At 31.8% G+C, this 26,320-nt stretch carries 26 protein-coding genes and 1 pseudogene; 22 read left to right on the top strand and 5 right to left on the bottom strand.

The genetic code is table 11. The features are described from left to right. Positions 1–136: 136 nt before the first annotated feature. Complete coding sequence (locus tag WA340_RS00990) at positions 137–2,773, bottom strand: valine--tRNA ligase (protein ID WP_336126924.1); 2,637 nt, start codon at positions 2,771–2,773, stop codon at positions 137–139. Positions 2,774–2,957: 184 nt separating this feature from the next. On the opposite strand from WA340_RS00990, the gene WA340_RS00985 reads away from it, so the two are divergent. Continuing rightward, positions 2,958–3,383, top strand: a complete 426-nt coding sequence (locus WA340_RS00985) for a DUF1573 domain-containing protein (protein ID WP_027880253.1) — start codon at positions 2,958–2,960, stop codon at positions 3,381–3,383. Positions 3,384–3,432: 49 nt separating this feature from the next. Here the strand turns inward: WA340_RS00985 and WA340_RS00980 are convergent, their stop codons facing one another. Both WA340_RS00980 and WA340_RS00975 read right to left on the bottom strand, forming a co-directional pair. Further along, a complete protein-coding gene (locus WA340_RS00980) occupies positions 3,433–4,200 on the bottom strand; it encodes a PDZ domain-containing protein (RefSeq protein ID WP_336126923.1) in 768 nt (255 codons plus the stop codon). Between the two features lie 188 nt (positions 4,201–4,388). Continuing rightward, positions 4,389–4,772, bottom strand: a complete 384-nt coding sequence (locus tag WA340_RS00975; RefSeq protein ID WP_336126922.1) for a retropepsin-like aspartic protease — start codon at positions 4,770–4,772, stop codon at positions 4,389–4,391. Positions 4,773–4,899: 127 nt separating this feature from the next. Between WA340_RS00975 and WA340_RS00970 the strand changes: the two genes are divergently transcribed. The 10 genes from WA340_RS00970 (at position 4,900) to WA340_RS00925 (ending at position 14,739) form a co-directional block, all read left to right on the top strand. Continuing rightward, positions 4,900–6,090, top strand: a complete 1,191-nt coding sequence (locus WA340_RS00970; RefSeq protein ID WP_336126921.1) for a pyridoxal phosphate-dependent aminotransferase — start codon at positions 4,900–4,902, stop codon at positions 6,088–6,090. Then, positions 6,090–7,103, top strand: coding sequence for a UDP-N-acetylmuramate dehydrogenase (gene murB, locus WA340_RS00965; RefSeq protein ID WP_336126920.1), 1,014 nt, complete (start codon positions 6,090–6,092; stop codon positions 7,101–7,103). The genes WA340_RS00970 and murB overlap by 1 nt, the downstream gene beginning before the upstream one ends. 46 nt (positions 7,104–7,149) lie before the next feature. Then, entirely contained in the window at positions 7,150–7,680 is a 531-nt protein-coding gene (locus WA340_RS00960) for an RNA polymerase sigma factor (RefSeq protein WP_336126919.1), read from the top strand. A 12-nt stretch (positions 7,681–7,692) separates the two neighbouring features. Continuing rightward, entirely contained in the window at positions 7,693–8,502 is an 810-nt protein-coding gene (locus tag WA340_RS00955; protein ID WP_336126918.1) for an anti-sigma factor, read from the top strand. Between the two features lie 109 nt (positions 8,503–8,611). Next, complete coding sequence (locus tag WA340_RS00950; RefSeq protein ID WP_027880259.1) at positions 8,612–8,815, top strand: hypothetical protein; 204 nt, start codon at positions 8,612–8,614, stop codon at positions 8,813–8,815. A gap of 6 nt (positions 8,816–8,821) precedes the next feature. Next, the gene (locus WA340_RS00945) at positions 8,822–9,937 is read left to right on the top strand and encodes a glycosyltransferase (protein WP_336126917.1); all 1,116 of its coding nucleotides are present in this window, start codon (positions 8,822–8,824) and stop codon (positions 9,935–9,937) included. Beyond that, positions 9,928–10,473: an RNA polymerase sigma factor gene (locus WA340_RS00940; RefSeq protein WP_336126916.1), complete on the top strand. Its 546-nt coding sequence runs from the start codon at positions 9,928–9,930 to the stop codon at positions 10,471–10,473. Before WA340_RS00945 ends, WA340_RS00940 begins: the two co-directional genes overlap by 10 nt. A gap of 103 nt (positions 10,474–10,576) precedes the next feature. Beyond that, a complete protein-coding gene (gene lipA / locus WA340_RS00935) occupies positions 10,577–11,455 on the top strand; it encodes a lipoyl synthase (protein ID WP_336126915.1) in 879 nt (292 codons plus the stop codon). Then, on the top strand, positions 11,455–12,450 hold the full coding sequence (gene gap, locus WA340_RS00930; protein ID WP_336126914.1) for a type I glyceraldehyde-3-phosphate dehydrogenase: 996 nt from the start codon (positions 11,455–11,457) through the stop codon (positions 12,448–12,450). The genes lipA and gap overlap by 1 nt, the downstream gene beginning before the upstream one ends. Positions 12,451–12,495: 45 nt before the next feature. Next, the gene (locus WA340_RS00925) at positions 12,496–14,739 is read left to right on the top strand and encodes an ATP-binding protein (RefSeq protein WP_336126913.1); all 2,244 of its coding nucleotides are present in this window, start codon (positions 12,496–12,498) and stop codon (positions 14,737–14,739) included. Here WA340_RS00925 and lpxK read toward each other — a convergent pair. Next, positions 14,726–15,730, bottom strand: a complete 1,005-nt coding sequence (gene lpxK / locus WA340_RS00920) for a tetraacyldisaccharide 4'-kinase (RefSeq protein ID WP_336126912.1) — start codon at positions 15,728–15,730, stop codon at positions 14,726–14,728. The two genes, WA340_RS00925 and lpxK, sit on opposite strands and share 14 nt — an antisense overlap. A 91-nt stretch (positions 15,731–15,821) precedes the next feature. Here lpxK and WA340_RS00915 point away from each other — a divergent pair, with 91 nt between their 5' ends. The 5 genes from WA340_RS00915 (at position 15,822) to WA340_RS15255 (ending at position 19,174) form a co-directional block, all read left to right on the top strand. Further along, positions 15,822–16,916, top strand: coding sequence for a Nif3-like dinuclear metal center hexameric protein (locus WA340_RS00915; protein ID WP_336126911.1), 1,095 nt, complete (start codon positions 15,822–15,824; stop codon positions 16,914–16,916). Between the two features lie 3 nt (positions 16,917–16,919). Then, entirely contained in the window at positions 16,920–17,705 is a 786-nt protein-coding gene (locus WA340_RS00910; protein WP_027880267.1) for a zinc ribbon domain-containing protein, read from the top strand. A gap of 132 nt (positions 17,706–17,837) precedes the next feature. After that, positions 17,838–18,494, top strand: coding sequence for a peptide-methionine (S)-S-oxide reductase MsrA (msrA, locus tag WA340_RS00905; protein WP_336126910.1), 657 nt, complete (start codon positions 17,838–17,840; stop codon positions 18,492–18,494). Between the two features lie 73 nt (positions 18,495–18,567). Beyond that, positions 18,568–18,933: a hypothetical protein gene (locus WA340_RS00900; protein WP_336126909.1), complete on the top strand. Its 366-nt coding sequence runs from the start codon at positions 18,568–18,570 to the stop codon at positions 18,931–18,933. Position 18,934: 1 nt separating this feature from the next. After that, positions 18,935–19,174: a type II toxin-antitoxin system HicA family toxin gene (locus tag WA340_RS15255; RefSeq protein ID WP_442920763.1), complete on the top strand. Its 240-nt coding sequence runs from the start codon at positions 18,935–18,937 to the stop codon at positions 19,172–19,174. A gap of 16 nt (positions 19,175–19,190) precedes the next feature. Here the strand turns inward: WA340_RS15255 and WA340_RS00895 are convergent. After that, positions 19,191–19,990, bottom strand: a pseudogene (locus WA340_RS00895) (class I SAM-dependent methyltransferase). A 90-nt stretch (positions 19,991–20,080) separates the two neighbouring features. Between WA340_RS00895 and WA340_RS00890 the strand changes: the two are divergent. The 6 genes from WA340_RS00890 (at position 20,081) to WA340_RS00865 (ending at position 26,286) form a co-directional block, all read left to right on the top strand. Continuing rightward, on the top strand, positions 20,081–20,752 hold the full coding sequence (locus tag WA340_RS00890) for a hypothetical protein (RefSeq protein ID WP_336126908.1): 672 nt from the start codon (positions 20,081–20,083) through the stop codon (positions 20,750–20,752). A gap of 192 nt (positions 20,753–20,944) precedes the next feature. After that, entirely contained in the window at positions 20,945–22,213 is a 1,269-nt protein-coding gene (gene kynU, locus WA340_RS00885) for a kynureninase (RefSeq protein WP_336126952.1), read from the top strand. 70 nt (positions 22,214–22,283) lie between these two features. Beyond that, positions 22,284–23,702 carry an FAD-dependent oxidoreductase gene (locus WA340_RS00880; RefSeq protein WP_336126907.1) on the top strand — a complete coding sequence of 473 codons (1,419 nt, stop codon included), beginning with the start codon at positions 22,284–22,286 and terminating at the stop codon, positions 23,700–23,702. A 352-nt stretch (positions 23,703–24,054) separates the two neighbouring features. After that, positions 24,055–24,507: a RidA family protein gene (locus WA340_RS00875; RefSeq protein ID WP_336126906.1), complete on the top strand. Its 453-nt coding sequence runs from the start codon at positions 24,055–24,057 to the stop codon at positions 24,505–24,507. Between the two features lie 2 nt (positions 24,508–24,509). Then, positions 24,510–24,830: a GIY-YIG nuclease family protein gene (locus tag WA340_RS00870; RefSeq protein WP_336126905.1), complete on the top strand. Its 321-nt coding sequence runs from the start codon at positions 24,510–24,512 to the stop codon at positions 24,828–24,830. Further along, positions 24,820–26,286, top strand: a complete 1,467-nt coding sequence (locus WA340_RS00865) for an aldehyde dehydrogenase (protein ID WP_336126904.1) — start codon at positions 24,820–24,822, stop codon at positions 26,284–26,286. Before WA340_RS00870 ends, WA340_RS00865 begins: the two co-directional genes overlap by 11 nt. Positions 26,287–26,320 lie beyond the last annotated feature (34 nt).

Raw genomic sequence — 26,320 nt, 5'->3', positions numbered from 1 at the left:
ATTAACAGAAACAAACTAACCTTTAACTTTTTCTGAAAATATTATGTTAATACATAAATTATATTCAAATATCAGTCAAATAAAAAAGCTCTAAAAATAACTTTTTAGAGCTTTTAGTAAACTATATTTATTAAGTCTATTGCATGCTAGCTAAACTTGCTTTAATTGTTTCAATCTTAGCTAACGCATCTGCTTCTTTCTTTTTCTCACTAGCTACAACTTGTTCTGGTGCATTATTTACAAAACGGTCGTTGGATAGTTTTTTCTGTACCGATTTTAAGAAACCTTCAGTATAATTTAACTCTTCAGTTAACTTTTTAATTTCAGCTTCAACGTCTATAGCGCCAACCATTGGCACAAAATATTCGTTAGATTTAACTCTAAAAGTTAAAGCGCCTTCAACTGCTTCATCTACATACTCAATAGCTTCTAGATTACTCATTTTTTGGATAATTGCATCAAACGTAGTTGATGATTTTTCGTTATTTATTACCGAAAATCCAATCGCATCCTTAAACGCAATGTTCTTTTCTTTTCTAATAGTACGAATACCTGAAATCACTTCTGAAGCAAAATCAAATTCTGAAATCAAGGTTTCGTTTATTGCTTTTGTTGTTGGCCAACTCGCTACAATTAGAGCTTCTTCTGGCGTACGATCTTTTATGTAATGCCATAAATCTTCAGTTAAAAATGGCATAAACGGATGTACAATTTTTAAGTTATCTTCAAAAATCGAAATAATTGCGTTATAAGTTTTAGCATCAATTGGTTGTTGGTATGCTGGTTTTACCATTTCTAGTAACCAACCGCAAAAATCGTCGTAAATTAACTTGTAAATTGCCATTAAAGCATCGCTTAAACGATATTTGCTAAAGTGGTCTTCAATCTCGATTAATGCTTTTTGGAATTTAGATTCGTACCATTCTATTGCAATCTTACTTGCTTCTGGTTGCTCAATGCTTTCTGAAATTTCCCAACCATCAACTAAACGATAGGCATTCCAGATTTTGTTACCAAAACCTTTTCCTTGTTGGCACAATGATTCGTCAAACAATAAATCGTTTCCTGCTGCACTACTTAATAATAATCCAACACGAACACCATCGGCGCTGTATTCTTCAATAAGTTTTAATGCATCTGGTGAGTTTCCTAAAGATTTACTCATTTTACGACGTTGCTTATCGCGCACCAATCCTGTTAAGTATACATTCTGAAAAGGCTTTTCATCTTTATACTCGTAACCAGCAATTATCATACGTGCTACCCAAAAGAATAAAATATCTGGACCAGTTACTAAGTCGTTTGTTGGGTAATAATATTTAATTTCTTTGTTTTCTGGATTGCGAATACCATCAAAAACCGACATTGGCCACAACCATGATGAGAACCATGTGTCTAGAGCATCCGTTTCTTGACGTAAATCTTCAGCTTTAAGTGAAGAATTTCCTGTTTTATCTTGAGCAAGTTTTACTGCGTCATTGATGTTTTCTGCTACTACAAAATCTTCTTTTCCGTTGCCATAATAAAATGCAGGAATTTGTTGTCCCCAAAGTAATTGACGCGAAATATTCCAATCACGGATGTTTTCCATCCAGTGACGATACGTGTTTTCGAACTTTTTTGGGAATAGTTTTATATCGGCATCTTCACCTAAAACCGCTTCTATTGCTGGTTTTACCAAGTCTTCCATTTTTAAGAACCATTGGTCGCTTAACCTTGGCTCTATAACTGCTTTGGTACGTTCTGACGTACCTACCTTGTTAATATGTGTTTCAGTTTTAACTAAAACACCATTTTCTTCTAACTCTTTAGCTATAGCTTTACGTACAGCAAAACGATCTTGACCTTCATAGTGTAAACCGTAGCTGTTTAAAGTTGCATCTTCATTAAAAATATCTACTACTTCAAGATTATGCTTATCTCCTAGCATCTTGTCGTTTTCGTCATGCGCTGGTGTTACTTTTAAACAACCTGTACCAAATTCTAAGTCTACATAGTCATCTTCAATAATAGGGATTACACGGTTGCAGATTGGTACAATTGCTTTTTTTCCACGTAAGTGAACAAAACGCTCGTCATTAGGATTAATACAAATTGCTGTATCACCAAAAATGGTTTCAGGACGTGTTGTAGCAATAGTTAGCGTATCGTCGCTACCTTCAATTTTATACTTTAAATAGTATAGATTTCCTTGCTTTTCTTCGTAGATAACTTCTTCATCCGAAAGTGTTGTTTTTGCTTCTGGATCCCAATTTACCATACGATAACCGCGATAAATTAAGCCTTTATTGTATAAATCTACAAAGACTTTAATTACGGCTTCGCTCATATCGTCATCCATAGTAAACTTAGTACGATCCCAATCGCAAGAGCAACCTAGCTTTTTTAATTGCTCAAGGATTACGCCACCATATTCGTGCGTCCAATCCCAAGCATGTTTTAAAAACTCGTCTCTAGTTAAATCATTTTTATCTATTCCTTGTGCTTTTAATTTTGCTACAACTTTTGCTTCTGTAGCAATAGATGCGTGATCTGTACCTGGTACCCAACAGGCGTTTTTACCTTGTAAACGCGCACGACGTATTAATACATCTTGAATGGTATTATTCAACATATGTCCCATATGTAATACTCCTGTTACGTTTGGAGGCGGAATAACTATGGTGTATGGTTCTCTTTCGTCAGGTTCTGAATGAAAGTAATTATGTTTCATCCAGTAGTCATACCACTTATTTTCTACGGATTTTGCATCATATTTTGATGGGATATTCATCTTTGGAATAGTTTTTGAATTATAGTTGGCAAAAATACTTATTATTCTGTTTTTGTGAAATTATATAGCAGATTAATGCACCGTTAAATTATTCAAAAGTATTTGTTTGAGTGTATTACATCTAATATTTTTGCTAAAGGAGTAAAAAGTGATTAAATTTACAAATCATTAAAATTTATATACAATGAAAAAATTAATGACATTATTATTTGTTGGCTTGATTAGTTTAACAGTTAATGCTCAAGAAAAAGTAGCCAAAATTGAATTTAAAGAAACTACAATAGACTACGGTACAATAGAAAAAGGAGCTAATGGTTTAAGAACTTTTGAATTTACTAATACAGGTGACGCGCCGTTAATTATATCTAAAGTAAGTTCTAGTTGCGGATGTACAGTCCCAAAAAAACCTGAAAAACCAATTATGCCTGGTGAAAAAGGTGAAATAGAGGTAAAATATGACACAAATAGAGTAATGCCAATTAGAAAAACAATTACTGTTTTATCTAATGCGGATACGCCAACAGTTTCTTTAAAAATTAAAGGAAACGTTATTGATCCTTCAAAGACAAGTGTGTTAGCTAAAAAAGAAAAGAGTGTTATGGAAAAATAACATTTAAAAAATTTTTATTAAAGCCGAAAACTAATGTTTTCGGCTTTTTTTATTCTAAAGGAGATTTTAATGTAATAGCAAACTTACGCTCTATTCCGTTTCTGATCACAACAAACTTTAACTCTTCTCCTGAATCTTTATAGAAATATCCTGTTAGTTTTTCTAAAGTCATATCTTGAGTACTTCTATTATTTATGTAAACAATCTCATCACCTCTTAATAATCCTGCTTTTTCTGCTGGAGAATTAGGTAAAACTTCATAAATAGTATAAACTGGCTTAAGATTATATTTATAATTAGGTTTTATAATGCTGTTAATGTTTATAGATTTTTCATCTTTATAACTTACCGCTGAGTTTTGTTTTGCATTAAGTTCCATAACCATTCTAACGCCACTATTTTCAACTAAAATCCCGCTTTTATTATAACTAAACTTATCCTTATAATAGCTATTAGGTTTTAACATTAACCGTGAATTTGAGTAATCAAACACAGAATTAAACCGTTTTAATATCTCTCCTCCTAAAGAGCCATTTCTACCCTCATAAGATCTCATAAAATTAACAGCTAAAGTATCAGGAAATGCAACTGTTGGTTGTTCTATATCAAACATTCCTAATGTTATTTTTTTAATTTTATAGCGCCTACCATAAACACTACCATTAAGTCCCGTACCAAGATAATCTATGAATGATTTTTGTTTTAGTTGTATATTATTAACCTTGTCTTCAAATAACCAAAGTGCATCACTATTACCTGAATCTAATAGTAAATTAACTGGTATATTTTTATTTGCACCAATATCTACATAAGACAAAACATAGGGTCTATTATTTTCTAAGTTTAAATCTAATACTTGGCACCTTCTGCATATTCTTAAATTGTATTCGGATGGTTTTTTAATTTTAATAAACTTTCGATTATAATTAATTTCTATAATAAAATCTTTAAAAAAATCATAACCAATAATACCATCTATAGGTATTCCTATTTTTGGCGCAAAATTTAGTTCTGGATCAAAAACGGCATAAAAAAAACTTGGTCGCTATTTACTGCTTCACCAATTTTAAAAGTATTATGACTAGAGCGTAAAGCTTCTAAATCATTTCCGTTACCTAATCCTCTTACTTTTATTTTTTCTGCATTTAAAATTTGTAAAGAATCTGCAGCTTTTAAAAAATTAAAAACTATAGGTTTACTAACACCTGTATCCAATAAAAACGTTAATTCTAAGCCATTAACTTCTACAGGAATTAATATGACATTATTTATTAATTCAAATCTAATTTTATCAGACGTTTCACCTTCTGGAAGTTTATATATACTCTGTGAATAAAGACTTTGAAATAACGCAAATATTAATAATAATGTGATTTTAGCACTTTGCATTAGTAAATAATAAAAAATATGTCCTCTTAAATTTACAAATCTTTAATTACTTAATACTTTTTAGTTGGTATTATTTGAAATATTCTCTAATAATTTTCGCAAATTTGCAGTACAAATATTAATTAGTATGCCAGTAATTTCAAAAAAGGGGCAATCAATGCCTCAATCACCTATAAGAAAGTTAGTTCCTTACGCAGAACAAGCCTATAAAGAAGGAAAAACTGTTTACCATTTAAACATAGGACAACCTGATATAAAAACACCACAAGTTGCTTTAGATGCTGTAAAAGTTCACTCTTTAGATATTTTAGCTTACACAAGATCTGAAGGCTCTGAAGAATACCGCAAAAAAATAGCAGATTATTATGCAAAAAACGATATACACGTAAAGCATGATGATATTATTGTAACTACTGGTGGTAGCGAAGCTTTATTATTTGCTTTTGGTAGTATTATGGATGTTGATGACGAGGTTATAATACCAGAACCTTTTTACGCTAATTACAACGGATTTTCTACTGCTTCTGGCGTAAAAGTTGTTCCTGTAATTTCAAAAATTGAAGACAACTTTGCATTACCTGCAATTGAAGAGTTTGAAAAACTAATCACACCAAAAACAAAAGCTATATTAATTTGTAATCCTGGTAACCCAACAGGTTATTTATATTCAAAAGAAGAAATTAAAAAATTAGCAGAAATCGTAAAAAAACACGATCTATTTTTAATAGCTGATGAAGTGTATCGCGAGTTTGCTTACGATGGCGCAAAACACTACTCTATTTTACAAGAAGAAGGTTTAGAAGATTACGCTATAGTCATAGATTCTGTATCAAAAAGATATAGTATGTGTGGCGCACGTATTGGCTGTTTAGTTTCTAAAAGCAAAGATGTTATAGCTACAGCTTTAAAATTTGCACAAGCGCGATTAAGTCCTCCTACATTAGCTCAAATTGCAAGTGAAGCCGCTTTACAAACGCCGCAAAGTTACTTTGACGAGGTTAATAAAGAATATGTAGAACGTCGTAACGTTTTAATAGAAGAATTAAGTAAAATTGAAGGCGTTAAAGTTGCAAAACCTAAAGGTGCTTTTTATTGTATTGCGGAGCTGCCAATTAAAAATGCAGACAAATTTGCTCAGTGGTTATTAGAATCTTTTGATGTTAATAAAGAAACGATTATGGTTGCTCCTGCTGCCGGTTTTTACAGCTCACCAAACGTAGGTCTAAACCAAATAAGAATTGCTTACGTATTAAATAAAGAAAGTTTGATAAAAGCCGTAAACATTCTAAAAGAAGCGCTTAAAGTTTACAAAGATTAGTGCAAGTACAGCATAACATATCATTAAAACCTTACAATACTTTTGGTATTGATGTCCAAGCAAAACAATTTGTTTCAGTAGAAAATATAGATGATTTAAAGACTATATTTTCTACTGAAGAATTTACTAATAAATTTATTATTGGTGGTGGTAGCAACATGCTATTAACCAAAGATATTGATGCGCTTGTGATTCATTTAAACTTAAAAGGAAAAACAATAGTTTCTACAAACGATAATCACATTTTTATCAAAGCTGAAGCTGGAGAAAACTGGCACGATTTTGTACTTTGGACTTTAGATCAAAACTATGGCGGTTTAGAGAATATGTCTTTAATACCTGGTAATGTTGGCACATCTCCTATACAAAATATTGGGGCTTATGGTGTAGAGCTTAAAGATGTTTTTGAATCTTGTGAAGTTTTAAATTTAGATACTTTAACCATTGAAACTTTAACTAATAAAGACTGTCAATTTGGCTACCGTAATTCAATTTTTAAAAACGAAGCTAAAGGCAAATACATTATTTTAAATGTAACTTTTAAGCTGACAATAAACAACCATAATTTACACACTAATTATGGTGCAATACTTTCTCAATTAGAAACAATGAATGTTACAGACCCAACCATTCAAGATGTTTCTAAAGCTGTAATTGCCATAAGACAAAGTAAATTACCAGATCCGAAAGAGATTGGTAATTCTGGTAGTTTTTTTAAAAATCCAATTATTTCAACTGAACAATTTAAAGAGCTACAACGTAATTTTCCTGAGGCACCTCATTATGTAATTTCAGAAACTGAGGTAAAAGTACCTGCTGGTTGGCTAATAGAAACTGCTGGATTTAAAGGAAAAACTTTTGATAATTACGGCGTACATAAAAAACAAGCACTAGTGTTGGTTAATTATGGTGGCGCCAAAGGCGAAGACATTCTTCAACTTTCAAAATTGATACAAAAAACAATTTATCGTATATTTAATATTTCTATTGAAGCCGAAGTAAATATTTTTTAATAATCACTTCAAAAGATAAAACTAACTAACTCTTAAAACTGCATATTTGGACTTTTCGATTGAAGATAGTATAATAGAGCACCTAAAAAATGGCAACAAAAAAGCCATTACTCTTCTGTATGAAAACTATGCAGATGCGCTTTTTGGTGTTATAAAAAAAGTAATTAGTGACGACGATTTAGCACAAGATGTATTACAAATAACCTTAATTAAAGTCTGGAAAAAAGGCAAAAGCTATGACCCAGAAAAAGCCAAATTATTTACTTGGTTATACCGTATTGCATACAACTCTGCAATAGATAAAGTTAGATCTGTAAATAATAAAGCAACAAAGGAAATCCAAATTGAAAATTCAAACGTATATAAACTGACTACCAAAAGTTTAAACGAAGATGTGATGGATATAAAAAAACACCTTCACACCTTAGAATTTAAATATCAAGAAGTCATTAACGCATTGTTTTTTGAAGGTATGACACAACAAGAAGCAAGTGAAGAGTTAAATATACCTTTAGGAACCATCAAATCTAGATTGAAAATTGCGTTACGTGAATTGAAAAAAATTTACAACCCTTAATTGTAAAAAGTGATGAATGTAAATGAACAAATAACTACTTTTTTAAAATCTAATTTATTAGATAAATACTTGATAGGTCAAACTACAGCTTCAGAAACTGAAGAGGTAGAACATTATATAAACACCTATCCAGAAGTTAAAAAAGTTTACGAAAAACTACAAGACAAACTAGAACTTTCAGCTCAAATAAATGCTGTAAAAGCCCCTAAAAATGCATTAGATAATATTTTAAATGCATTAGAAGAAGACACACCTGTTATACCAATACAGCCTACTCATAAACCAAAAAGAAAATGGTTTAGTCTAGCAATTGCTGCAAGTGTAGCAGCTTTACTTTTTGCTGGTAGTTCTGCATATTTATTCGTGCAAAACTCAAATCTATCTAACGAAAATCAAGTTATTGTAGACGAGATTTTTGACCTTAGAAGTGATATTGCAAAAAACAACAATCGTTTAACTGATATATTAGAACAGTTTAAGCAACTTAATAACCCAGAAACAGAAAAGTACGTATTAAAAGGTAACCGAAGTGCAAAAGACTTAAAAACTGTAGCTTACATCAATCCAAAAGAAAAAAAATCTATGATAGATGTAGTGTCTTTACCTCAATTACCAGACGATCAAGTCTATCAAATCTGGGCAGACATACAAGGAAAAATGGTTAGTTTAGGTATTTTATCTGAAGCAGATAGAAAACTTCAAGAGATACCTTACACAGAAGATGCTTTAGGTTTAAGCATATCTGTAGAACCAAAAGGCGGAAGCTTAGAACGATCTAGTGACACACCTGTTGCAGAAATCTCTTTAAAGCTTAACGACTAAAACATTTCAATTAATAAAAGTAAAAAGCCATACCAAAAAGTATGGCTTTCTTTTTGGTTTAATTTGTATTAAAATTAATATCTTTGCAGTAACAAAAAGATACTTTATTTTGAAACTTTTATTAATAACATTATTACTTCTAGGATTAGGTATTGCTGGTATTGCTATAAAAATTTGGGCAAAAAAAGACGGTAAATTTGCAGGCACATGCGCTAGCCAAAATCCAATGTTAAATAAAGATGGTGATGCTTGTGGTTTTTGCGGAAAAACGCCAGATCAATTCGATTCGTGTAACGAGCCTCAACACTCTTAATAAAACATGATAATACTTGATATACTGTTCTACAGTTTTATAATTGTAGTTATCATTCAAGTATTATACTATGCTGTACTTTTTGGTAGTTTTTCTTTTTCAAAAACAGAATCAAAAGCTACTAAAAGTAACTTACCTATCTCGGTCATTATTTGTGCTAAAAATGAAGCCGAAAACATCAAACATTTTTTACCTTCAATTTTAAATCAAGATTATCCAAACTTTGAAGTTGTTTTAATTAACGACGCTTCTATTGATAATACTTTAGATGTTTTTGAAGCTTTCGCTGAAAAGCATAACAACATAAAAATTGTAAACGTAGAAAACAACGAAGCGTTTTGGGCTAACAAAAAATACGCTCTTACTTTGGGTATAAAAGCTGCAAAACACAAACATTTACTGTTTACAGACGCAGATTGCACACCAGTTTCTGACCAATGGATTACTAAAATGGCTTCGTATTACAGCGAACAAAAAACTATTGTTCTGGGTTATGGCGCTTACCAAAAAGTTAAAAATTCGTTTTTAAACAAACTCATTAGATACGAAACACTACTTACTGCAACGCAATATTTTTCTTTTGCAAAAATAGGCATACCATACATGGGCGTAGGCAGAAATCTTGCTTATCATAGTGAAGAATTTTTTAACGCCAACGGTTTTATAAATCACATAAAAATAAGATCTGGTGATGATGATTTATTTATTAATGAAGTCGCCACCGAAAAAAACACAACTATTTGTGTAAATCCTAAAAGTTTTACCATATCTCTACCTAAAACTAATTTTAAAGATTGGTATAGACAAAAACGCAGACATGTGTCTACTGCAAATCTTTATAAATTTAAACACAAATTTTTGTTAGCGCTATTTTATATTAGTCAGGTTTTGTTTTGGCTTTTAGGAATAGTACTTATTTCAACACTTTATTTATGGCCATTTGTGTTAGGAATTATTATTTTAAGGTTTATCCTACAATTTTTAAGTATCGGATTTTCAGCAAAAAAATTAAAAGAATTTGACATAGTTTTTTTACTTCCTTTTTTAGAGACTTCTTTACTTGTCATACAATTCTGTATCTTTATAAATAATAAAATTTCAAAACCTAATTATTGGAAATAAAAGACGCTATAAAAAAAGCTAAAAACAACGACCAAAAAGCGTTTAAACAATTACTAAACACTTATTGGGACCAAGTATATGGTTTTCAATTAAAACGTGTTGAAAACGAAAATGACGCAGAAGATATAACCATACAAACCTTCTCTAAAGCGTTTGATAAGATTGAGACTTTTGACGAAAAATATACATTTAGCACTTGGTTAATTACCATTTCTAAAAATATACATATTGATATTGTTAGAAAAGAAAAAAACTCAATCAAACATGCACTATCTAGGACAGATGAAGAAGTATATAATGTTTTAGACGAAACACCTTCTGTTGAAGACAAACTAATTACAGAACAAAACCTAGCTAAACTACTTAGAGATATAAAAAAGTTAAAGCCTCATTACCAAGAAGTAATTAACTTAAGATATTTTCAAGAATACAGTTATAAAGAAATTTCTGAAGAGCTTAACGAACCTATAAACAACGTAAAAGTTAAATTGTTACGAGCAAAAAAATTACTTGCAGAGATTATTCAAAGAAAATAAATTTCACAATTAAATTCTCATACAATTTGCTAAAATTAGTTAACCAAGCTAAAGTTTTAAATCACACTTATAACTCGTATCTTTGCAAGTAGAAAAATAAACTATGAATACAGAGAACGTTTCAAATATATTACCAGAAAGAAAACCTAAACCAAAATGGTTACGTGTTAAATTACCGACTGGTAAAAAGTATACCGAATTAAGAGGCTTAGTAGACAAGTACAATTTAAATACCATTTGTACTTCTGGAAGTTGTCCAAATATGGGCGAATGTTGGGGAGAAGGAACTGCTACTTTTATGATTTTGGGTAACGTTTGCACAAGATCTTGTGGTTTTTGTGGTGTAAAAACAGGTAGACCAGAAGATGTAGATTGGGACGAACCTGAAAAAGTTGCTCGTTCTATCAAAATAATGAAAATTAAACATGCCGTTTTAACTAGTGTTGATAGAGACGATTTAAAAGACATGGGAAGTATCATGTGGGCAGAAACTGTTAAAGCTGTACGACGCATGAATCCTGAAACAACAATGGAGACTTTAATTCCAGATTTTCAAGGTATCGAAATGCATATTGATAGACTTATCAATGTTGCTCCAGAAGTTATTTCGCACAACATAGAAACCGTAAGACGCTTAACTAGAGAAGTACGTATACAAGCAAAATACGACCGTAGTATGCAAGTTTTAAAATATTTAAAACAGCAAGGACAACGCCGTACAAAATCTGGTATAATGTTAGGTTTAGGCGAAACTAGAGAAGAAGTTATTGAAACACTTCACGATCTTAAAGAAAATAACGTAGATGTTGTAACTATTGGACAATACCTACAACCAAGTAAAAAACACTTACCAGTAAAGCGTTTTATTATGCCTGACGAATTTAAAGAATATGAAGAAATAGGACTTAAATTAGGTTTTAGACATGTAGAAAGTAGCGCTTTAGTTCGTTCATCTTACAAAGCTCAAAAACACATTAATTAATGATAACGGTTGCTATTAACGGTTTTGGTCGTATTGGTAGACGTGTTTTTAGATTATTACATAATCATTCATCGATAAAGGTTGTTGCTATAAACGATTTGGCAGATGCTAAAACATTAGCTCATTTATTAAAATACGATAGTATACATGGTGTTTTTCCTGCTGAAATTTCTTCAACAGAAAATACAATAATGGTTAATGATAAATCTATTCCATTATTTAACAAAAAGCATCCTAAAGAAACCGACTGGTCTTTAGTTAATCCTGATTTTGTAATTGAGTCTACAGGAAAATTTAAAACTTCTGAAGATTTAGAATTTCATTTAAAGAACGGAGCTAAACGAGTAATTTTAAGTGTTCCTCCAACAGAAGATGATATTAAAACCATTGTTTTAGGCGTAAATGAAAGTAGTATTAATGGCGAAGAAAAAATAATATCTAATGCCTCTTGTACTACTAACAATGCTGCACCAATGATTAACATCATTAATGATTTGTGTGGTATAGATCAAGCTTACATTACAACAGTACACTCTTACACTACAGATCAAAGTCTACACGACCAACCTCACAGAGATTTGCGTCGCGCCAGAGCTGCAGGACAAAGCATTGTCCCAACCACAACTGGAGCAGCAAAAGCATTAACTAAAATTTATCCTGAGTTATCAGATGTTATTGGTGGTTGTGGTATTAGAGTTCCTGTTGCTAACGGATCTTTAACAGATATTACTTTTAATGTTAAAAAAACAGTGACAATTGAAGAGGTTAATCAAGCTTTTAAAAATGCTTCAAAAAACCAATTTAAAGGCGTTTTAGAATACACAGAAGACCCTATAGTATCTATTGACATTGTTGGCAATACACATTCATGTATATTCGATTCTCAAATGACCTCTGTCATTGGTAATATGGTAAAAATTATAGGTTGGTACGATAACGAAACTGGTTACTCTAGCAGAATTATTGACTTAATTAACTATTTATCGAATAAATAGTTAATTTTATCTGATAAATATTTATATTTGTTTATGTGTAATGCTATGAGTACCCTAACCAAAACATACCTACTATACTTATTTATAGGCCTATTTGGTCTTAATCTATTTGCTCAAGAAGAATTAACTCAAACTGAAATAGAGTCAATTCAAGAAAGCATAGATTTTGACATTAATTTTGCTCAAAAAAACATAGACAACAACGAGTATTACAAAGCTCAAGACGACTTAGAACAAGCACTAGAATTAGCACAACAAATTAATGACAATAAAAGTATTGGCTTAATCTACTCAAAAATGGGTAAATTGTATTACATACAAGAAAACCCAGAAGAAGCCACCAAAATTCTTGTAAAAGCTATAGAAAAACAACGCTTTGCCAAAGACAATATAAATATTGCAGAAACCTATAAAACCCTAGGATTAGTATATCTTAATCAAAAAAAGGAATACAATAACGCTATAGATTACTTTAATTCTGCAGAAGTGATTTTTGAAAACGAAGATTTACACTCCTTTGAAGCAGAAACTAAAATGTATAAAGCAGACGCTTACTACATTTTAAAAAACTATGAAATGGCAGATGAGTTATATGAAGATGCTATTAGCCTTTCAAAAAGATATCAACACAATCAATTATTAAGTATAAACTACTTAAAATCTGGACTAACAAAAGCTGCTTTAAACAACATTGAAGAGGCAGAAGAACTAGCTGAGTTAGGATTTCAAATTGCAGAAAAAAATGGGTTTATAGATATTATAAGCACTGGTTATAAAATAAAAAGCGACATTAAAGAAGCTGCTGGCGATTATAAAACGTCTAATTCTTTACTAAAAAAACACCTTAAGTTAAATGACTCTTTACTTCAAGTAAAACGCTCTTATTTAGCAGAAGATAAAAAACTAGATTTTTTATATGAAAACCCAATAGAGTATCAAAAAGAAAGAGAAGCAGATTTACAAAAAGAAGCAAACTCTTCATGGTTAGAAAAATTAACTACCATATTAAGTATTGCTTTAATTACTATTCTTTCTTTATTAACATTATCGCTTTACAAAAACAATAATATTAGATTAAAATCTAACAACATTTTACATAAAAAAAATGCAGAGCTTACCGTTGCAATGGAAAAAGCAGAGCTTGCTACAAAAACTAAAGCAAACTTCTTATCTACAGTAACGCATGAGTTAAGAACACCTTTGTATGCCGTTACAGGACTTACAAATATGCTATTAGAAGAAGACCCAAAACCTGAACAAATACAGCATTTAAAGTCTTTAAAATTTTCAGGAGATTATCTACTAACTTTTATTAATGACATCCTTCAAATTAATAAAATTGAAGCTAATAAAGTAGATGTAGAACCAGAAGTTTTCAACCTAAAAAAGAAAGTAGAGAACGTTATTTCTGCATTAAACAATTCTGCATTAGACAACAACATCAACATTCATTTTGAATACGACCGTAATCTACCAGAAAACTTTAACGCCGATCAATTAAAAATATCTCAAATTTTAATTAATCTTATTGGTAACTCTATAAAATTTACCAAAGATGGCGATATTTGGATTAGAATTATTCAACAAAAAGTATCTGGAGATAATCTTGAAGTTAGATTTGAAATTGAAGATAATGGTATTGGTATAAGTGAAGAGAAGCAACAAAATTTATTTGAAAGTTTCTCTCAAGGCTCTATTCAAATAAACCGTAAATATGGCGGTACTGGTCTAGGACTTTCTATAGTAAAAGGATTGATAGACATTTTAAAAGGAAAGATTTATTTAAAAAGCGAACTTGGAAAAGGAACCACTTTTTACTTTGAATTACCTCTAAAAAGAAGTCATGAAGAAGTTAAAGTAGAAAAAACTGCTTACTTTAAAGATGTAGACGAAATAGAATTAAGTAACATCAAAATTTTAGTTGTAGAAGACAACAAAATTAACCAGATGATTACAAGAAAAATTCTAAACAAAATGAATTTACATTGTGATGTTGTAGACAATGGTGAAGAAGCTGTAGATAAAGTTAAAACAGGAAATTACGATGTTGTTTTAATGGATATACACATGCCTGGAATAAGCGGTATTGAAGCCACAAGAATGATTAGAGCATTTGATAGAGAATTAACCATTTTTGCATTAACAGCAGTTACTATTGAAGATAAAATGCAAGAATTTGACGAAGCTGGTTTTACAGACATCATCCCTAAACCTTTTAAACAAGAAGATTTTGAGCGTAAACTTTACAATGCTTTAATGTCTGATGGTTCTCAAATTAGCCAAGAGTAAACGCTTTAACTAAAGCATCAAATTGTTCTGAATTATCAATAACCGTTTTAATTGGTAAAAAGTATAATTTACTTTTTAAAACAGCTTCATTTTTAAGACGCATATAATCTTTTTCTGTAGTCACAATCTTATCTAATTCTGAAAGCTTTTTTATATCGTTTTCAGTAAAATTATGATGATCTTTAAACTCGATATGATTAAAATCTAACCGCAGGGATTTTAGATAATTTACTAAAGGTTTTGCATTTGCAATACCTGTTACTAAAGTAAAAGATTCAAGTTTGTTTACACTAACCTTTTGTGTTTCATTTAAAACAGAATTACCATAACCAATATGACTAAAAAACACATGTTGATATACCTTTGGTTTCAATTTTAAAACAATAGCTTCTTTATCATTTTGACTCAAAAATTCAGGACATTTAGTCACCACAATTATGTTAGCTCTTTTTGCTCCTTTTTTTGGTTCTCGTAGATTTCCTGTTGGTAAAACAAAGTCATCTACATAAAGATTATTATACGTTGTTAGTAAAATATTATAACCTGCTTTTACTTTTCTATGCTGAAACGCATCATCCAAAATAACAACATCTGGTTTGGGTTTTAATGCTCTTAATGTTGATATGCCATGTTGCCTGTCTTCATCAACTGCAACTGTAATTTCATCTTTAAATTTATGATAAAATTGAAATGGCTCATCACCTAATTCTGCAGCTGTAATATTTTCTTCTGCTAATAAAAAGCCTTTTGTTTTTCTTCCGTAACCTCTACTTAAAGTAGCTAAATTGGTTTCATCTTTTAACAATCTAATCAAATACTCAACCATTGGTGTTTTTCCTGTACCGCCAGCACTTAAATTACCAACACAGATTATAGGAAAATCATAGCTCATGGACTTAAACCAACCTTTATCGTAGGCTAAATTTCTATACCAAGTCACTAAAAAATAAATTGGCACAAAAGGAAAAAGTATGATTCTTATAAACTTCATTTTAAGATAAAATTTCTGTTTTGTTTTAACAGATTACAGTAACGAAAGTAAATATTTTATATTTGTTTTAAATTATTAAACCTAAAAAAGTATGCTAATAAAAGACATTATTAACGCTTTAGAAGAAGATGCACCATTACACTATGCAGAAGATTTTGACAATGTTGGTCTTTTGGTTGGCAATAAAAATACCGAAGTAACTTCGGCTTTAATCACATTAGACACAACTGAAAATGTTGTAGAAGAAGCTATTGCAAAAAATTGCAACTTAATTATCAGTTTTCATCCTATCATTTTTAAAGGTTTAAAAAGCTTAACAGGCAAAAATTATGTAGAGCGCACTGTGTTAAAAGCTATAAAAAACGATATTGCTATTTATGCCATACACACCGCTTTAGACAATTACAAAAAAGGTGTAAACGCTATGCTTTGTAATCAATTAGGACTTGTTAATCAACGTATTTTAATTCCGCAAAAACAAACTATAAAAAAACTAACAACATTTGTTCCTAAAGCAGAAGCAGAACAACTTCGTAATGCACTATTTAGCGCAGGAGCAGGAAGCATCGGTAATTATAATCATTGTAGTTTTAACGTAGACGGTATTGGCACATTCAATCCTAACGAAGACGCAAATCCTACTATTGGTATTAAAGGTGAAACACATTACGAAAACGAAACAAAAATTGGCATTACATTTCCTAAACACTTAGAAAACAAAGTTTTAGAAACATTATTTAAATCACATTCTTATGAAGAAGTTGCTTACGAGGTAACTACTTTAGAAAACACAAATCAAAATATAGGAATGGGAATGATTGCTGAATTTGAAACCGCTATGACAGAAGTTGATTTTTTAAATCATCTTAAGCAAAAAATGAAGGTTTCAAACATTAGACACACTCAATTTTTAGAAAAACCAATCAAAAAAGTAGCGGTTTTAGGTGGTTCTGGTAGCTTTGCTATTGGTGCTGCAAAAGCATCAGGCGCAGACGCTTATGTCACTGCAGACCTTAAATATCACGACTTTTTTCAAGCAGAAAACAACATCCTTTTAGCAGATATTGGACATTACGAGAGCGAACAATACACAAAAAACGGTTTAGTAGCAATACTTACAAAAAAAATTCCTAATTTTGCATTCGTTTTATCAAACACAAATACCAATCCTGTTAAGTATTTTTAAAATATGGCAAAGAAGAAAGAAGCAACAGTAGAAGAACGTTTAAGAGCATTATACGATCTACAATTAATCGACTCTAGAATAGACGAGATAAGAAACGTTCGTGGAGAACTACCTTTAGAGGTTAGCGATTTAGAAGATGAAGTTGCGGGATTAAAAACAAGACTAGAAAAATTAGAAGAAAGTCTTAATAATATTGATACTGAAATTTCTGATAGAAAAAATTTAATTGAAGAATCTAAAGCTTTAATTAAAAAGTACACAGAACAACAAAAAAATGTTAGAAATAACAGAGAATTTAACTCTTTAAGTAAAGAAATTGAATATCAAGAATTAGAAATTCAATTAGCTGAAAAGCACATTAGAGAATTTAAAGCTCAAATCGAGCAAAAGAAAGAAGTAATTGCTAAAACTAAAGAGCATACTAAAGATCGTGAAACACACCTTAAACACAAAAAAGGTGAATTAGACGCTATTTTAAAAGAAACTGAAAAAGAAGAAAAAGCTTTAATTGAAAAGTCTGAAGAGTCTAAAAATAAAATAGAAGATCGTTTAGTAAAAGCCTACGAGAGAATAAGAGCAAATGTAAAAAACGGATTAGCTGTTGTACCAATCGAAAGAGGTGCATCTGGAGGATCTTACTTTACAATTCCGCCACAAGTACAAATGGAAATTGCATCACGTAAAAAAATTATTACAGACGAGCACAGTGGACGTATCTTAGTAGATTCAGCTTTAGCAGACGAAGAGCAAGAAAAAATGAACAAGTTATTTGCTAAGTTATCATCTTAAGCTATATAACAAAACAAATATTTTATCAGAGTCTTCAATAAATTGAAGGCTCTTTTTTTTTAAGACAATTTTATAAAAAACAAATTAAGGCTTTAGTTACTTTTACGTCTAAAGACGAAAAAGAAATTTATTATGAAACGATTACTACCTATCCTATTACTTACGCTACTTTTTAGCTGTAATAATCAAGCTCAAACAAATCCAAAACAAGAAGCAGTAAAAAATGCTAAGCCTATTGAAGTGCCTTTAAAAAATGGATTAGCTAAAGCATATTTTGCTAGTGGCTGTTTTTGGTGTGTAGAAGCTGTTTACGAAAGTGTTAAAGGTGTAGATGAAGCTATTAGTGGTTATTCTGGCGGATATACACAAAACCCAACTTACGAGAAAAGCAACACTGGATTAACAGGTCATGCCGAAGCTGTAGAGGTAATTTACGACCCTAAAGTTGTTAGTTTTTCAACCTTAGTAGATGTATATTTTGCATCACAAAACCCAACACAAGTTAATGGACAAGGACCAGATCGTGGATCTCAATACCGTTCTATTATTTTTTATCAAAATGATGCACAAAAGAAAATTATAGAAGAGAAAAAAGCTGCTTTAGCTAAACAATTAAATGCAACAATTGCTGCAGAAGTCTATCCATTCCAAAAATTTTGGAAAGCAGAAGACTATCACCAAAACTATGAGAAGCTACATCCTGAAAACCCATATATACAAAACGTTTCTATACCTCGTTTAAAAAAGTTTCAAGCTAAAATGCCTGAAGTTTTAAAGGAAAAGCATTAAATATTAGTTAGTTTATTTTTTAATTGATTGATATTGAGTATTTACATTTAATTATTATATTTGAAATATCTTTATGAAAAAAGAAACTATTAACATAGATCATAGAAAGAAAGTCTTCAAAGCACAATTAAATGGAATTGGGTTTAAGGAAGGTGATTATCATATTATTTATTTACCAAGCTTACAAATATCAGCTTATGGTGATTCTATTAGAGAAGCTAATGATATGATGAAAATTTCTCTTAATGAATTTTCTGAAAATCTTTTAAAATTAAATGAAAATCAAATAAATTTGATTTTAAAGGATTTAGGTTGGAGTAAAGCTAAATTTTTCAACAAAAGGCTTGTACATTTAAGTGAAACAACATTTGATGATATAAAAAAAGAATTTAACCTTCCTGAAGATACTCAAGTTGAAAAAATCCCAATAGCTGTCTAAAATGGGTGAATACAACAAACCTGTTCCAACTAAATGTTGGAAATCTTATCTTACTTTTTGTGGTTGTAAATTTGATCGTCAGCAAGGAACTCATCATCACTGGAAATGCCCAAATTGTTTTAGAACTGTAACCTTTTGGGGACACAAAAAAGATGTTCCTAGGTTTCATATAAGCACTTGTTTGAAAACAATGGGAAAAACTAATTCTGAGTTTAACAAATGGATCAAAAGCAATTGTTAATTAACCATAAAAAAAATTAAACCTTCCTAGCCTTTATCTCAAAAATTAAAGGATACAATTTATCTTTAGTAACGTATGTTCCGGATTTAGTTTGTTCTAAATTTGGAAGTACGTTATAAGGACTTTCATCATACTCGTTTAAATAATCAAAACGTAACCCAGCTTCGGTTAATGCATTTATGACTTCGCTTAAACCATGATTCCAACCGTATTCTTTACTTATCATTTTAGAATCAGTATCTGCGTAAGTCCCTTCGTATTCTTCATAAATAGCTTCATCTTGCATGTAACCATATTTCATTTTTGGTTGTCCGTCTAAATAATCAAACATCCAAACTATTGGGTGAACTCAACCATATAAAATGTACCTCCTTCTTTTAAACGCTCTGCAATCATTTTTCCCCAAGGTTTTAGATTGGGCAACCAACCTATTACACCATAACTAGTAAAAACAATATCAAACTGCTCTTTTACATGTTGTGATGTATCCAAAACATTACAACACACAAAATTGGCATCTAATTTTAATTGATTGTTTAATTGTTGCGCAAGTTTTACACCTTCATCACTTAAATCTACTCCTGTACACTTTGCGCCTAACCTACTCCAACTTAAAGTATCTTGACCAAAATGACATTGCAAATGCAGTAATGATTTATCTTTTACGTCCTTCAAAGCGTTTAACTCGTATGTATTAAGCGAGTTTTCACCATTTATAAATGCGTCTAAGTTATAAAAGTCACTATTAGCATGCGCTTTTACCTTTTTGTTCCAAGTGGCTTTGTTTGAATTAAAGGCGTCGTTAAGGTCTTTCATTTTTGTGAATTATTGATGCTAAATTTCATCTAAAATTAAACTAAAAAAATTGATTCAAAATTTCAATTACGTAACTTTACACAAAAAACTATGAGATTATTTTACACGATTTTTATCCTTTCAATTTTACTTTTTAGTTGTAAAAATGAAACTAAACCAACCCAAAAAGAAGAATCAAAATCACTTACAACTGCTGAAAAAATTGCAAATAGTTACGGTTTTAAACACTTTAAAGACATTACCGAAATTGATTTTACCTTTAATGTAGATAGAGATAGCTCGCATTTTGAACGTTCTTGGATTTGGAAACCAAAATCTAACGAAGTCACCTTAATTACCACAAAAGATACGATTACTTATAATCGTAAATCTGTTGACAGCACAAACATAAAAGCCGACCAAGCATTTATAAATGATAAATTTTGGCTGCTGGCACCTTTTCAGTTAATATGGGATAAAAGCACTACAATAAGTGAAGTTTCAAAAGAAAATACACCAATTAGCAATGTTGAATCCAACAAAATAACATTAACCTATCCAGATAAAGGCGGTTACACACCAGGCGATGCTTACGATTTTTATTTTGACGATAATTATCAAATCACAGAATGGGTTTTTAGACAAGGTAACAGTAAAGAACCTTCTATGATTAATACTTGGGAAGATTATCAAACTTTTAATGGATTAAACCTTAGTTTAACACATAAAAACAAAGAAGGTAATTTTAAACTTTACTTTACAAATATTAAGGTTGTTAAATAAATATTAAACCCAAAACACTTAACATCCAACACAAAAAAACAATACGTATATAAAGCATAACCAAGTTAAAATTCCGCGTTATGCGTCTCTATATATTCAAAGCGCTTCATTTAAAAAATGAAGCGCTCTTTTTTTGATTTATTATCCTTATTTTTATACTCAGATTACAAAAATCAACTAAAACCAAACACATTGTCTAACTATAAAACCGGTCTTGATTACGCAAAAACACAAGACCAAAACGACACATTAGCGCATTACCGAAGCCAATTTCATATTCCAAAAGACAAAGAAGGAAACGACTGGTTATACTTTACAGGAAACTCGCTAGGATTACAACCAAAAAGTACGGAAAAGTACATTCAACAAGAGTTAAACGATTGGGCAAATCTTGGTGTAGAAGGTCATTTTGAAGCCAAAAACCCATGGATGCCATATCACGAATTCTTAACCGAAAGTATGGCAAAAATCGTAGGCGCAAAACCTATTGAAGTTGTAGTGATGAACACGCTAACCACAAACCTACACTTGCTAATGGTTAGTTTTTATCAACCAACAAAAACCAAATACAAAATTGTAATTGAAAGTGATGCCTTTCCATCAGATCGATATGCTGTGCAAACACAACTAGACTTTCATGGTTTTGATGCTAATGAAGGTTTAATTGAATGGAAACCTCGCGAAGGCGAAGAATTACTAAACATTGAAGATTTAGAAACAATCCTAGACCAACAAGGTGACGAGATTGCTTTACTTCTAATTGGCGGCGTTAATTATTACACAGGTCAATACTTAGATATAAAGCGTATTGCCAAATTAGGTCACGCCAAAAACTGTATGGTTGGTATCGATTTAGCGCATGGCGCAGGAAACATTCAACCAGAATTACATAACTCAGGCGTAGATTTTGCAGCTTGGTGTACTTACAAATATTTAAATTCTGGACCAGGAAGTTTAGGCGGACTTTTCGTACACGAAAAACACGCGCACAATAAAGATTTAAAACGTTTTGCAGGTTGGTGGAGTCATAATAAAGACACACGTTTTAACATGCGTCAACCATTAGACGTTACACCTGGCGCCGAAGGTTGGCAGCTTAGTAATCCACCAATTTTATCTATGGCTGCCATAAAAGCATCTTTAGATATGTTTAACGAGGTTGGAATGGAAGCGTTACGCAAAAAGTCTGAACAACTAACCGGTTATTTTGAATTTTTAATTAATGAATTAAACAACGATAAAATAAAAATAATCACACCAACAGATCCAAAACAACGTGGTTGTCAATTATCGATTCAAGTTAAAGATGCCGATAAAAGTTTACATCACAAATTAACCAAAGCCAACATAATTACAGATTGGCGCGAACCTGACGTAATACGTTGCGCACCAGTACCGCTTTACAACAGTTTTGAAGATGTATTTAGAATGGTTGAAAAGTTGAAAGAAATTTTAAATTAAACAGTCACCTCGAGCGCAGTCGAGAGGTCAAAAAAAGGTCTCGACTGCGCTCGACCAGACAACTAACATAATGAAACAAAAAGAAAACATATTAATCATTGGCGCAGGTTTATGCGGCTCACTTTTAGCACTTCGTTTAGCACAACGTGGCTATAACGTTAATGTTTACGAAAGCAGACCAGATCTTCGAGTTACAGATATTTCTGCAGGACGTTCTATCAACCTTGCCTTATCAGATCGCGGTTTTAAAGCCTTACGTTTAGCTAATGTTGAAGATAAAGCACGTGAGATTTGTATCCCAATGAAAGGTAGATTAATGCACGATACCAAAGGAAATACCTTTGCATCCAACTATTCTGGTCGTGATAACGAATACATCAACTCAATTTCAAGAGGTGATTTAAATGGCATGTTATTAACAGAAGCCGATACATACGACAATCTAACCATTCATTTTAATACTGAATGTGAAACAGTAGATTTAGATACCAATACCGTTCAATTTAAAAATCGTAATACAAATGAAGCGTTTAACGTCACTGCAGACGTTATTTTTGGTACAGATGGCGCAGGTTCAGAGTTAAGAAAAAGCTACTTTTTACAGCGTAAATTCTTGTTTAGTTTTTCTCAAAATTTCTTAACGCACGGTTATAAAGAATTAGAAATCCCTGCAGCCAAAGACGGAAGTCATCAGATCAGTAAAGACTATTTACACATTTGGCCAAGAGGCGAATATATGCTTATCGCTTTGCCAAATTTAGATGGAAGTTTTACGGTAACTCTGTTTTTAAGTCATGAAGAAGGCGAGTATAATTTTAAAGATTTAGATACAGAAGAGAACATAAAAGCCTTTTTCCAAGCCCAATTTCCTGATGCATTGGCGCTAATTCCGAACATTTCTGAAGAATTTGCAAACAATCCAACAGGCGCTTTAGGCACTATAAAATGTTCACCTTGGCATTATAAAGGCAATACTTTAATTTTAGGTGATGCCGCGCATGCTGTTGTTCCGTTTTACGGTCAAGGAATGAATGCTTCTTTTGAAGATGGAGCGGTATTAGATAGCATTATCGATAAACATGAAGGCAATTGGGAAACCATTTTTAAAACCTATCAGTCGGTTAGAAAAGCAGATGCAGACGCTATTGGCGAATTAGCCGAAGAGAACTATTACGAAATGCGTGATCATGTTGCTAATCCAATGTTCAAAACAAAGCGCCAATTAGAAATGCAATTAGAAAAGCATTTCCCAGAGCACTATTTTTCAAAATATTCTATGGTCACATTCAATGAAAATATTGGCTATCATGAAGCTATGACTAAAGGTCGTGCGCAAGACAAAGCCATTTTAAATATGATTGCAGATAACGAGATATCGATAACAACAGATATGACTTATGAGCAATTAGAAAAGGCTTTACAAAAAGTACAAGAAAAAACTAACGATATTATAGACGATGATAACGTTGCAAAAACGATGCATCACTAAATTCCTGCGAAAGCAGGAATCTCATAAAAAAAATAAACTGTCACTTCGAGCGCAGTCGAGAAGTCTCAGGAAGATACAATAATCAAAAAATAGATTCTGAATCAACACTTCGATAAGCTCAGTGTGACAATTCAGAGAAAAAAACATTAGGAAAGTAAAGTCCTTAAAATCAATTCGCAGAATTGAAAGTCAAAATTCAGAAATAATGAGCGAAGGAATGAAGATGCAAAGCGTAGCTTTAAGCACGAAATTCCGATAGCGAATGATGCTTTAGCAATTTCCTAATTTTGATATGATTTTTTGGTTCGTTTTGCATCAAGGCAAAATGAACATAAATAAAAAATGAAAAAACATGAGTGAAAATAAAAATGAGGTTCCTGCTTCCGCAGGAACTAAAGTAACACCAAGAGGCGCATATCCACACGTGAAAGTGGTAGGCGATTTCATTTTCGTATCAGGAACCAGTTCAAGACGCGCAGACAATACAATTGCTGGTGTAGAACTTATTGACGAAATGAACACCAAAAAATTAGATATCGAAGTTCAAACTAGAGAAGTTTTAAAAAACATCGATAAAAATTTACAAACCGTTGGTGCCAGCCTTAAAGATGTAGTTGATGTAACCACATTTTTAGTAAACATGAACGATTTTGCAGGTTACAACAAAGCCTACGCCGAGTTTTTTGAAAAAGAAACAGGACCAACAAGAACAACTGTTGCTGTACATCAATTACCTCATCCTGATTTGTTGGTTGAGATTAAGGTGACTGCATTCCTGCGAAGGCAGGAATCTCAAAGTAAATAATAATGAACATTTGGTATGTCTACATAATGGCAAACAAACCTAATGGAGTTATTTATATTGGAGTTACTGATAATATAGAAGAAAGAGTAAAAGAGCACAAACTTAAATTATATCCAAATTCATTTACAGCGAAATATAATTGCAATAAATTAATCTATTTTGAAGAAATTACGGACGCTGAAAATGCCTACAATAGAGAAAAGAGAATGAAAAAATGGAGAAGAGATTGGAAAATAAAATTAATAGAAAACATGAACCCAAGTTGGATGGATTTAAGTCTAAATTGGAATTTTAACATGAATAAATTTAGGCATGAAAAATAATGAGATTCCTGCCTACGCAGGAATAAAAAACTACATAAACGGCGAATTTATCAATCCAAAAAGCAATCAGTGGATTGACAACTACAACCCTTCAAACGGTGAAGTCTATGGACAAATCCCAAACTCATCGAAAGAAGATATAGAACAAGCCTATAAAGCTGCAAAATCTGCTTTTCCTAGCTGGAGTCAAACTACTTTAGAAGAACGTAGCAGAATTCTAATTAAAATTTCAGAATTATTAGAAGCCAATTTAGACCGTTTTGCAGAAGCCGAAAGCAAGGACAACGGAAAACCCATAAGTCTTGCCAAAATGGTCGATATACCAAGAGCAGCAAGTAATTTCAGGTTTTTTGGTAACGCCATAACCCAATTTGCAAGCGAAAGCCATGAAAGCGTTGGTCAAAACGCGGTGAATTATACACTACGCCAACCTATTGGTGTTGTTGGATGTATTAGTCCTTGGAATTTACCTTTATATCTCTTTACTTGGAAAATCGCACCAGCAATAGCCGCAGGTAATTGCGTCGTAGCCAAACCAAGCGAAGTAACTCCTTATACTGCATACTTACTGGGAGAAATACTAAATGAGGCTGGCCTCCCGAAAGGCGTTTTAAATATTGTTCATGGTTTAGGTACTACGACTGGTCAAGCTATTATAGAACATCCAAATATCAAAGCCATTAGCTTTACTGGTGGAACTGCAACTGGTGCACATATTGCCAAAGTTGCTGCGCCAATGTTTAAAAAACTATCTTTAGAATTAGGAGGTAAAAACCCAAATATCATCTTTGCCGATTGCGATTATGATGATATGCTGAACACAACGGTACGTTCATCGTTTGCTAATCAAGGTCAGATTTGTCTTTGCGGAAGCCGAATTTTTGTAGAAGAAACTATCTATGACAAATTCAAAACTGATTTTGTCGAAAAAGTTAAAAGCTTGAAAGTTGGTCATCCTTCTAAAATAGAAACTAATATTGGTGCTTTAGTTTCAAAACCGCATCTTGAAAAAGTGAAAAGCTACATCGAAATTGCTAAAGAAGAAGGTGCAACTATTTTATGTGGCGGAAACGAAGTTACTGTTAAAGGTTATGAAAACGGCTACTATTTACAACCAACAATTATTGAAGTTAAAACAGACGATTGTCGTGTGAATCAAGAAGAAATCTTTGGCCCAGTAGTTACCATTATGCCATTTAAAACTGAAGACGACGTGTTAGAAATGGCTAACAAAGTAAAATACGGATTATCTGCAACACTTTGGACGAATAATCTAAAACGCACGATGCGAATGAGCAACCAACTACAAGCAGGTATTGTTTGGGTAAACACGTGGATGATGCGCGATTTACGTACACCTTTTGGTGGCGTTAAAGCAAGCGGAGTTGGTCGCGAAGGTGGATTTGAAGCTTTACGCTTTTTTACTGAGGCTAAGAATGTATGTATAAAGTATTAATGTCATTCCTGCGAAAGCAGGAATCTAAGTTTTT

Origin of the sequence: Mesoflavibacter sp. CH_XMU1422-2, assembly GCF_037029245.1 — a bacterium.
Lineage (GTDB): Bacteria > Bacteroidota > Bacteroidia > Flavobacteriales > Flavobacteriaceae > Mesoflavibacter > Mesoflavibacter zeaxanthinifaciens.
The sequence above is the reverse complement of the archived record's forward strand: the minus strand, read 5'-3'. Positions and strand labels throughout refer to the sequence as shown.

What these genes read in the sequence shown, in the direction of transcription:
- WA340_RS00880 (WP_336126907.1), top strand. Translation starts at nt 22,284, where the DNA reads ATGAAACAAAAAGAAAACATATTAATCATTGGCGCAGGTTTATGCGGC.
- WA340_RS15255 (WP_442920763.1), top strand. Translation starts at nt 18,935, where the DNA reads ATGGGTGAATACAACAAACCTGTTCCAACTAAATGTTGGAAATCTTAT.
- WA340_RS00900 (WP_336126909.1), top strand. Translation starts at nt 18,568, where the DNA reads ATGAAAAAAGAAACTATTAACATAGATCATAGAAAGAAAGTCTTCAAA.
- WA340_RS00870 (WP_336126905.1), top strand. Translation starts at nt 24,510, where the DNA reads ATGAACATTTGGTATGTCTACATAATGGCAAACAAACCTAATGGAGTT.
- WA340_RS00985 (WP_027880253.1), top strand. Translation starts at nt 2,958, where the DNA reads ATGAAAAAATTAATGACATTATTATTTGTTGGCTTGATTAGTTTAACA.
- msrA (WP_336126910.1), top strand. Translation starts at nt 17,838, where the DNA reads ATGAAACGATTACTACCTATCCTATTACTTACGCTACTTTTTAGCTGT.
- WA340_RS00865 (WP_336126904.1), top strand. Translation starts at nt 24,820, where the DNA reads ATGAAAAATAATGAGATTCCTGCCTACGCAGGAATAAAAAACTACATA.
- WA340_RS00955 (WP_336126918.1), top strand. Translation starts at nt 7,693, where the DNA reads ATGAATGTAAATGAACAAATAACTACTTTTTTAAAATCTAATTTATTA.
- WA340_RS00890 (WP_336126908.1), top strand. Translation starts at nt 20,081, where the DNA reads ATGAGATTATTTTACACGATTTTTATCCTTTCAATTTTACTTTTTAGT.
- WA340_RS00975 (WP_336126922.1), bottom strand. Translation starts at nt 4,772, where the DNA reads ATGCAAAGTGCTAAAATCACATTATTATTAATATTTGCGTTATTTCAA.
- WA340_RS00970 (WP_336126921.1), top strand. Translation starts at nt 4,900, where the DNA reads ATGCCAGTAATTTCAAAAAAGGGGCAATCAATGCCTCAATCACCTATA.
- lipA (WP_336126915.1), top strand. Translation starts at nt 10,577, where the DNA reads ATGAATACAGAGAACGTTTCAAATATATTACCAGAAAGAAAACCTAAA.
- lpxK (WP_336126912.1), bottom strand. Translation starts at nt 15,730, where the DNA reads ATGAAGTTTATAAGAATCATACTTTTTCCTTTTGTGCCAATTTATTTT.
- WA340_RS00925 (WP_336126913.1), top strand. Translation starts at nt 12,496, where the DNA reads ATGAGTACCCTAACCAAAACATACCTACTATACTTATTTATAGGCCTA.
- WA340_RS00910 (WP_027880267.1), top strand. Translation starts at nt 16,920, where the DNA reads ATGGCAAAGAAGAAAGAAGCAACAGTAGAAGAACGTTTAAGAGCATTA.
- WA340_RS00945 (WP_336126917.1), top strand. Translation starts at nt 8,822, where the DNA reads ATGATAATACTTGATATACTGTTCTACAGTTTTATAATTGTAGTTATC.
- WA340_RS00915 (WP_336126911.1), top strand. Translation starts at nt 15,822, where the DNA reads ATGCTAATAAAAGACATTATTAACGCTTTAGAAGAAGATGCACCATTA.
- WA340_RS00875 (WP_336126906.1), top strand. Translation starts at nt 24,055, where the DNA reads ATGAGTGAAAATAAAAATGAGGTTCCTGCTTCCGCAGGAACTAAAGTA.
- gap (WP_336126914.1), top strand. Translation starts at nt 11,455, where the DNA reads ATGATAACGGTTGCTATTAACGGTTTTGGTCGTATTGGTAGACGTGTT.
- WA340_RS00990 (WP_336126924.1), bottom strand. Translation starts at nt 2,773, where the DNA reads ATGAATATCCCATCAAAATATGATGCAAAATCCGTAGAAAATAAGTGG.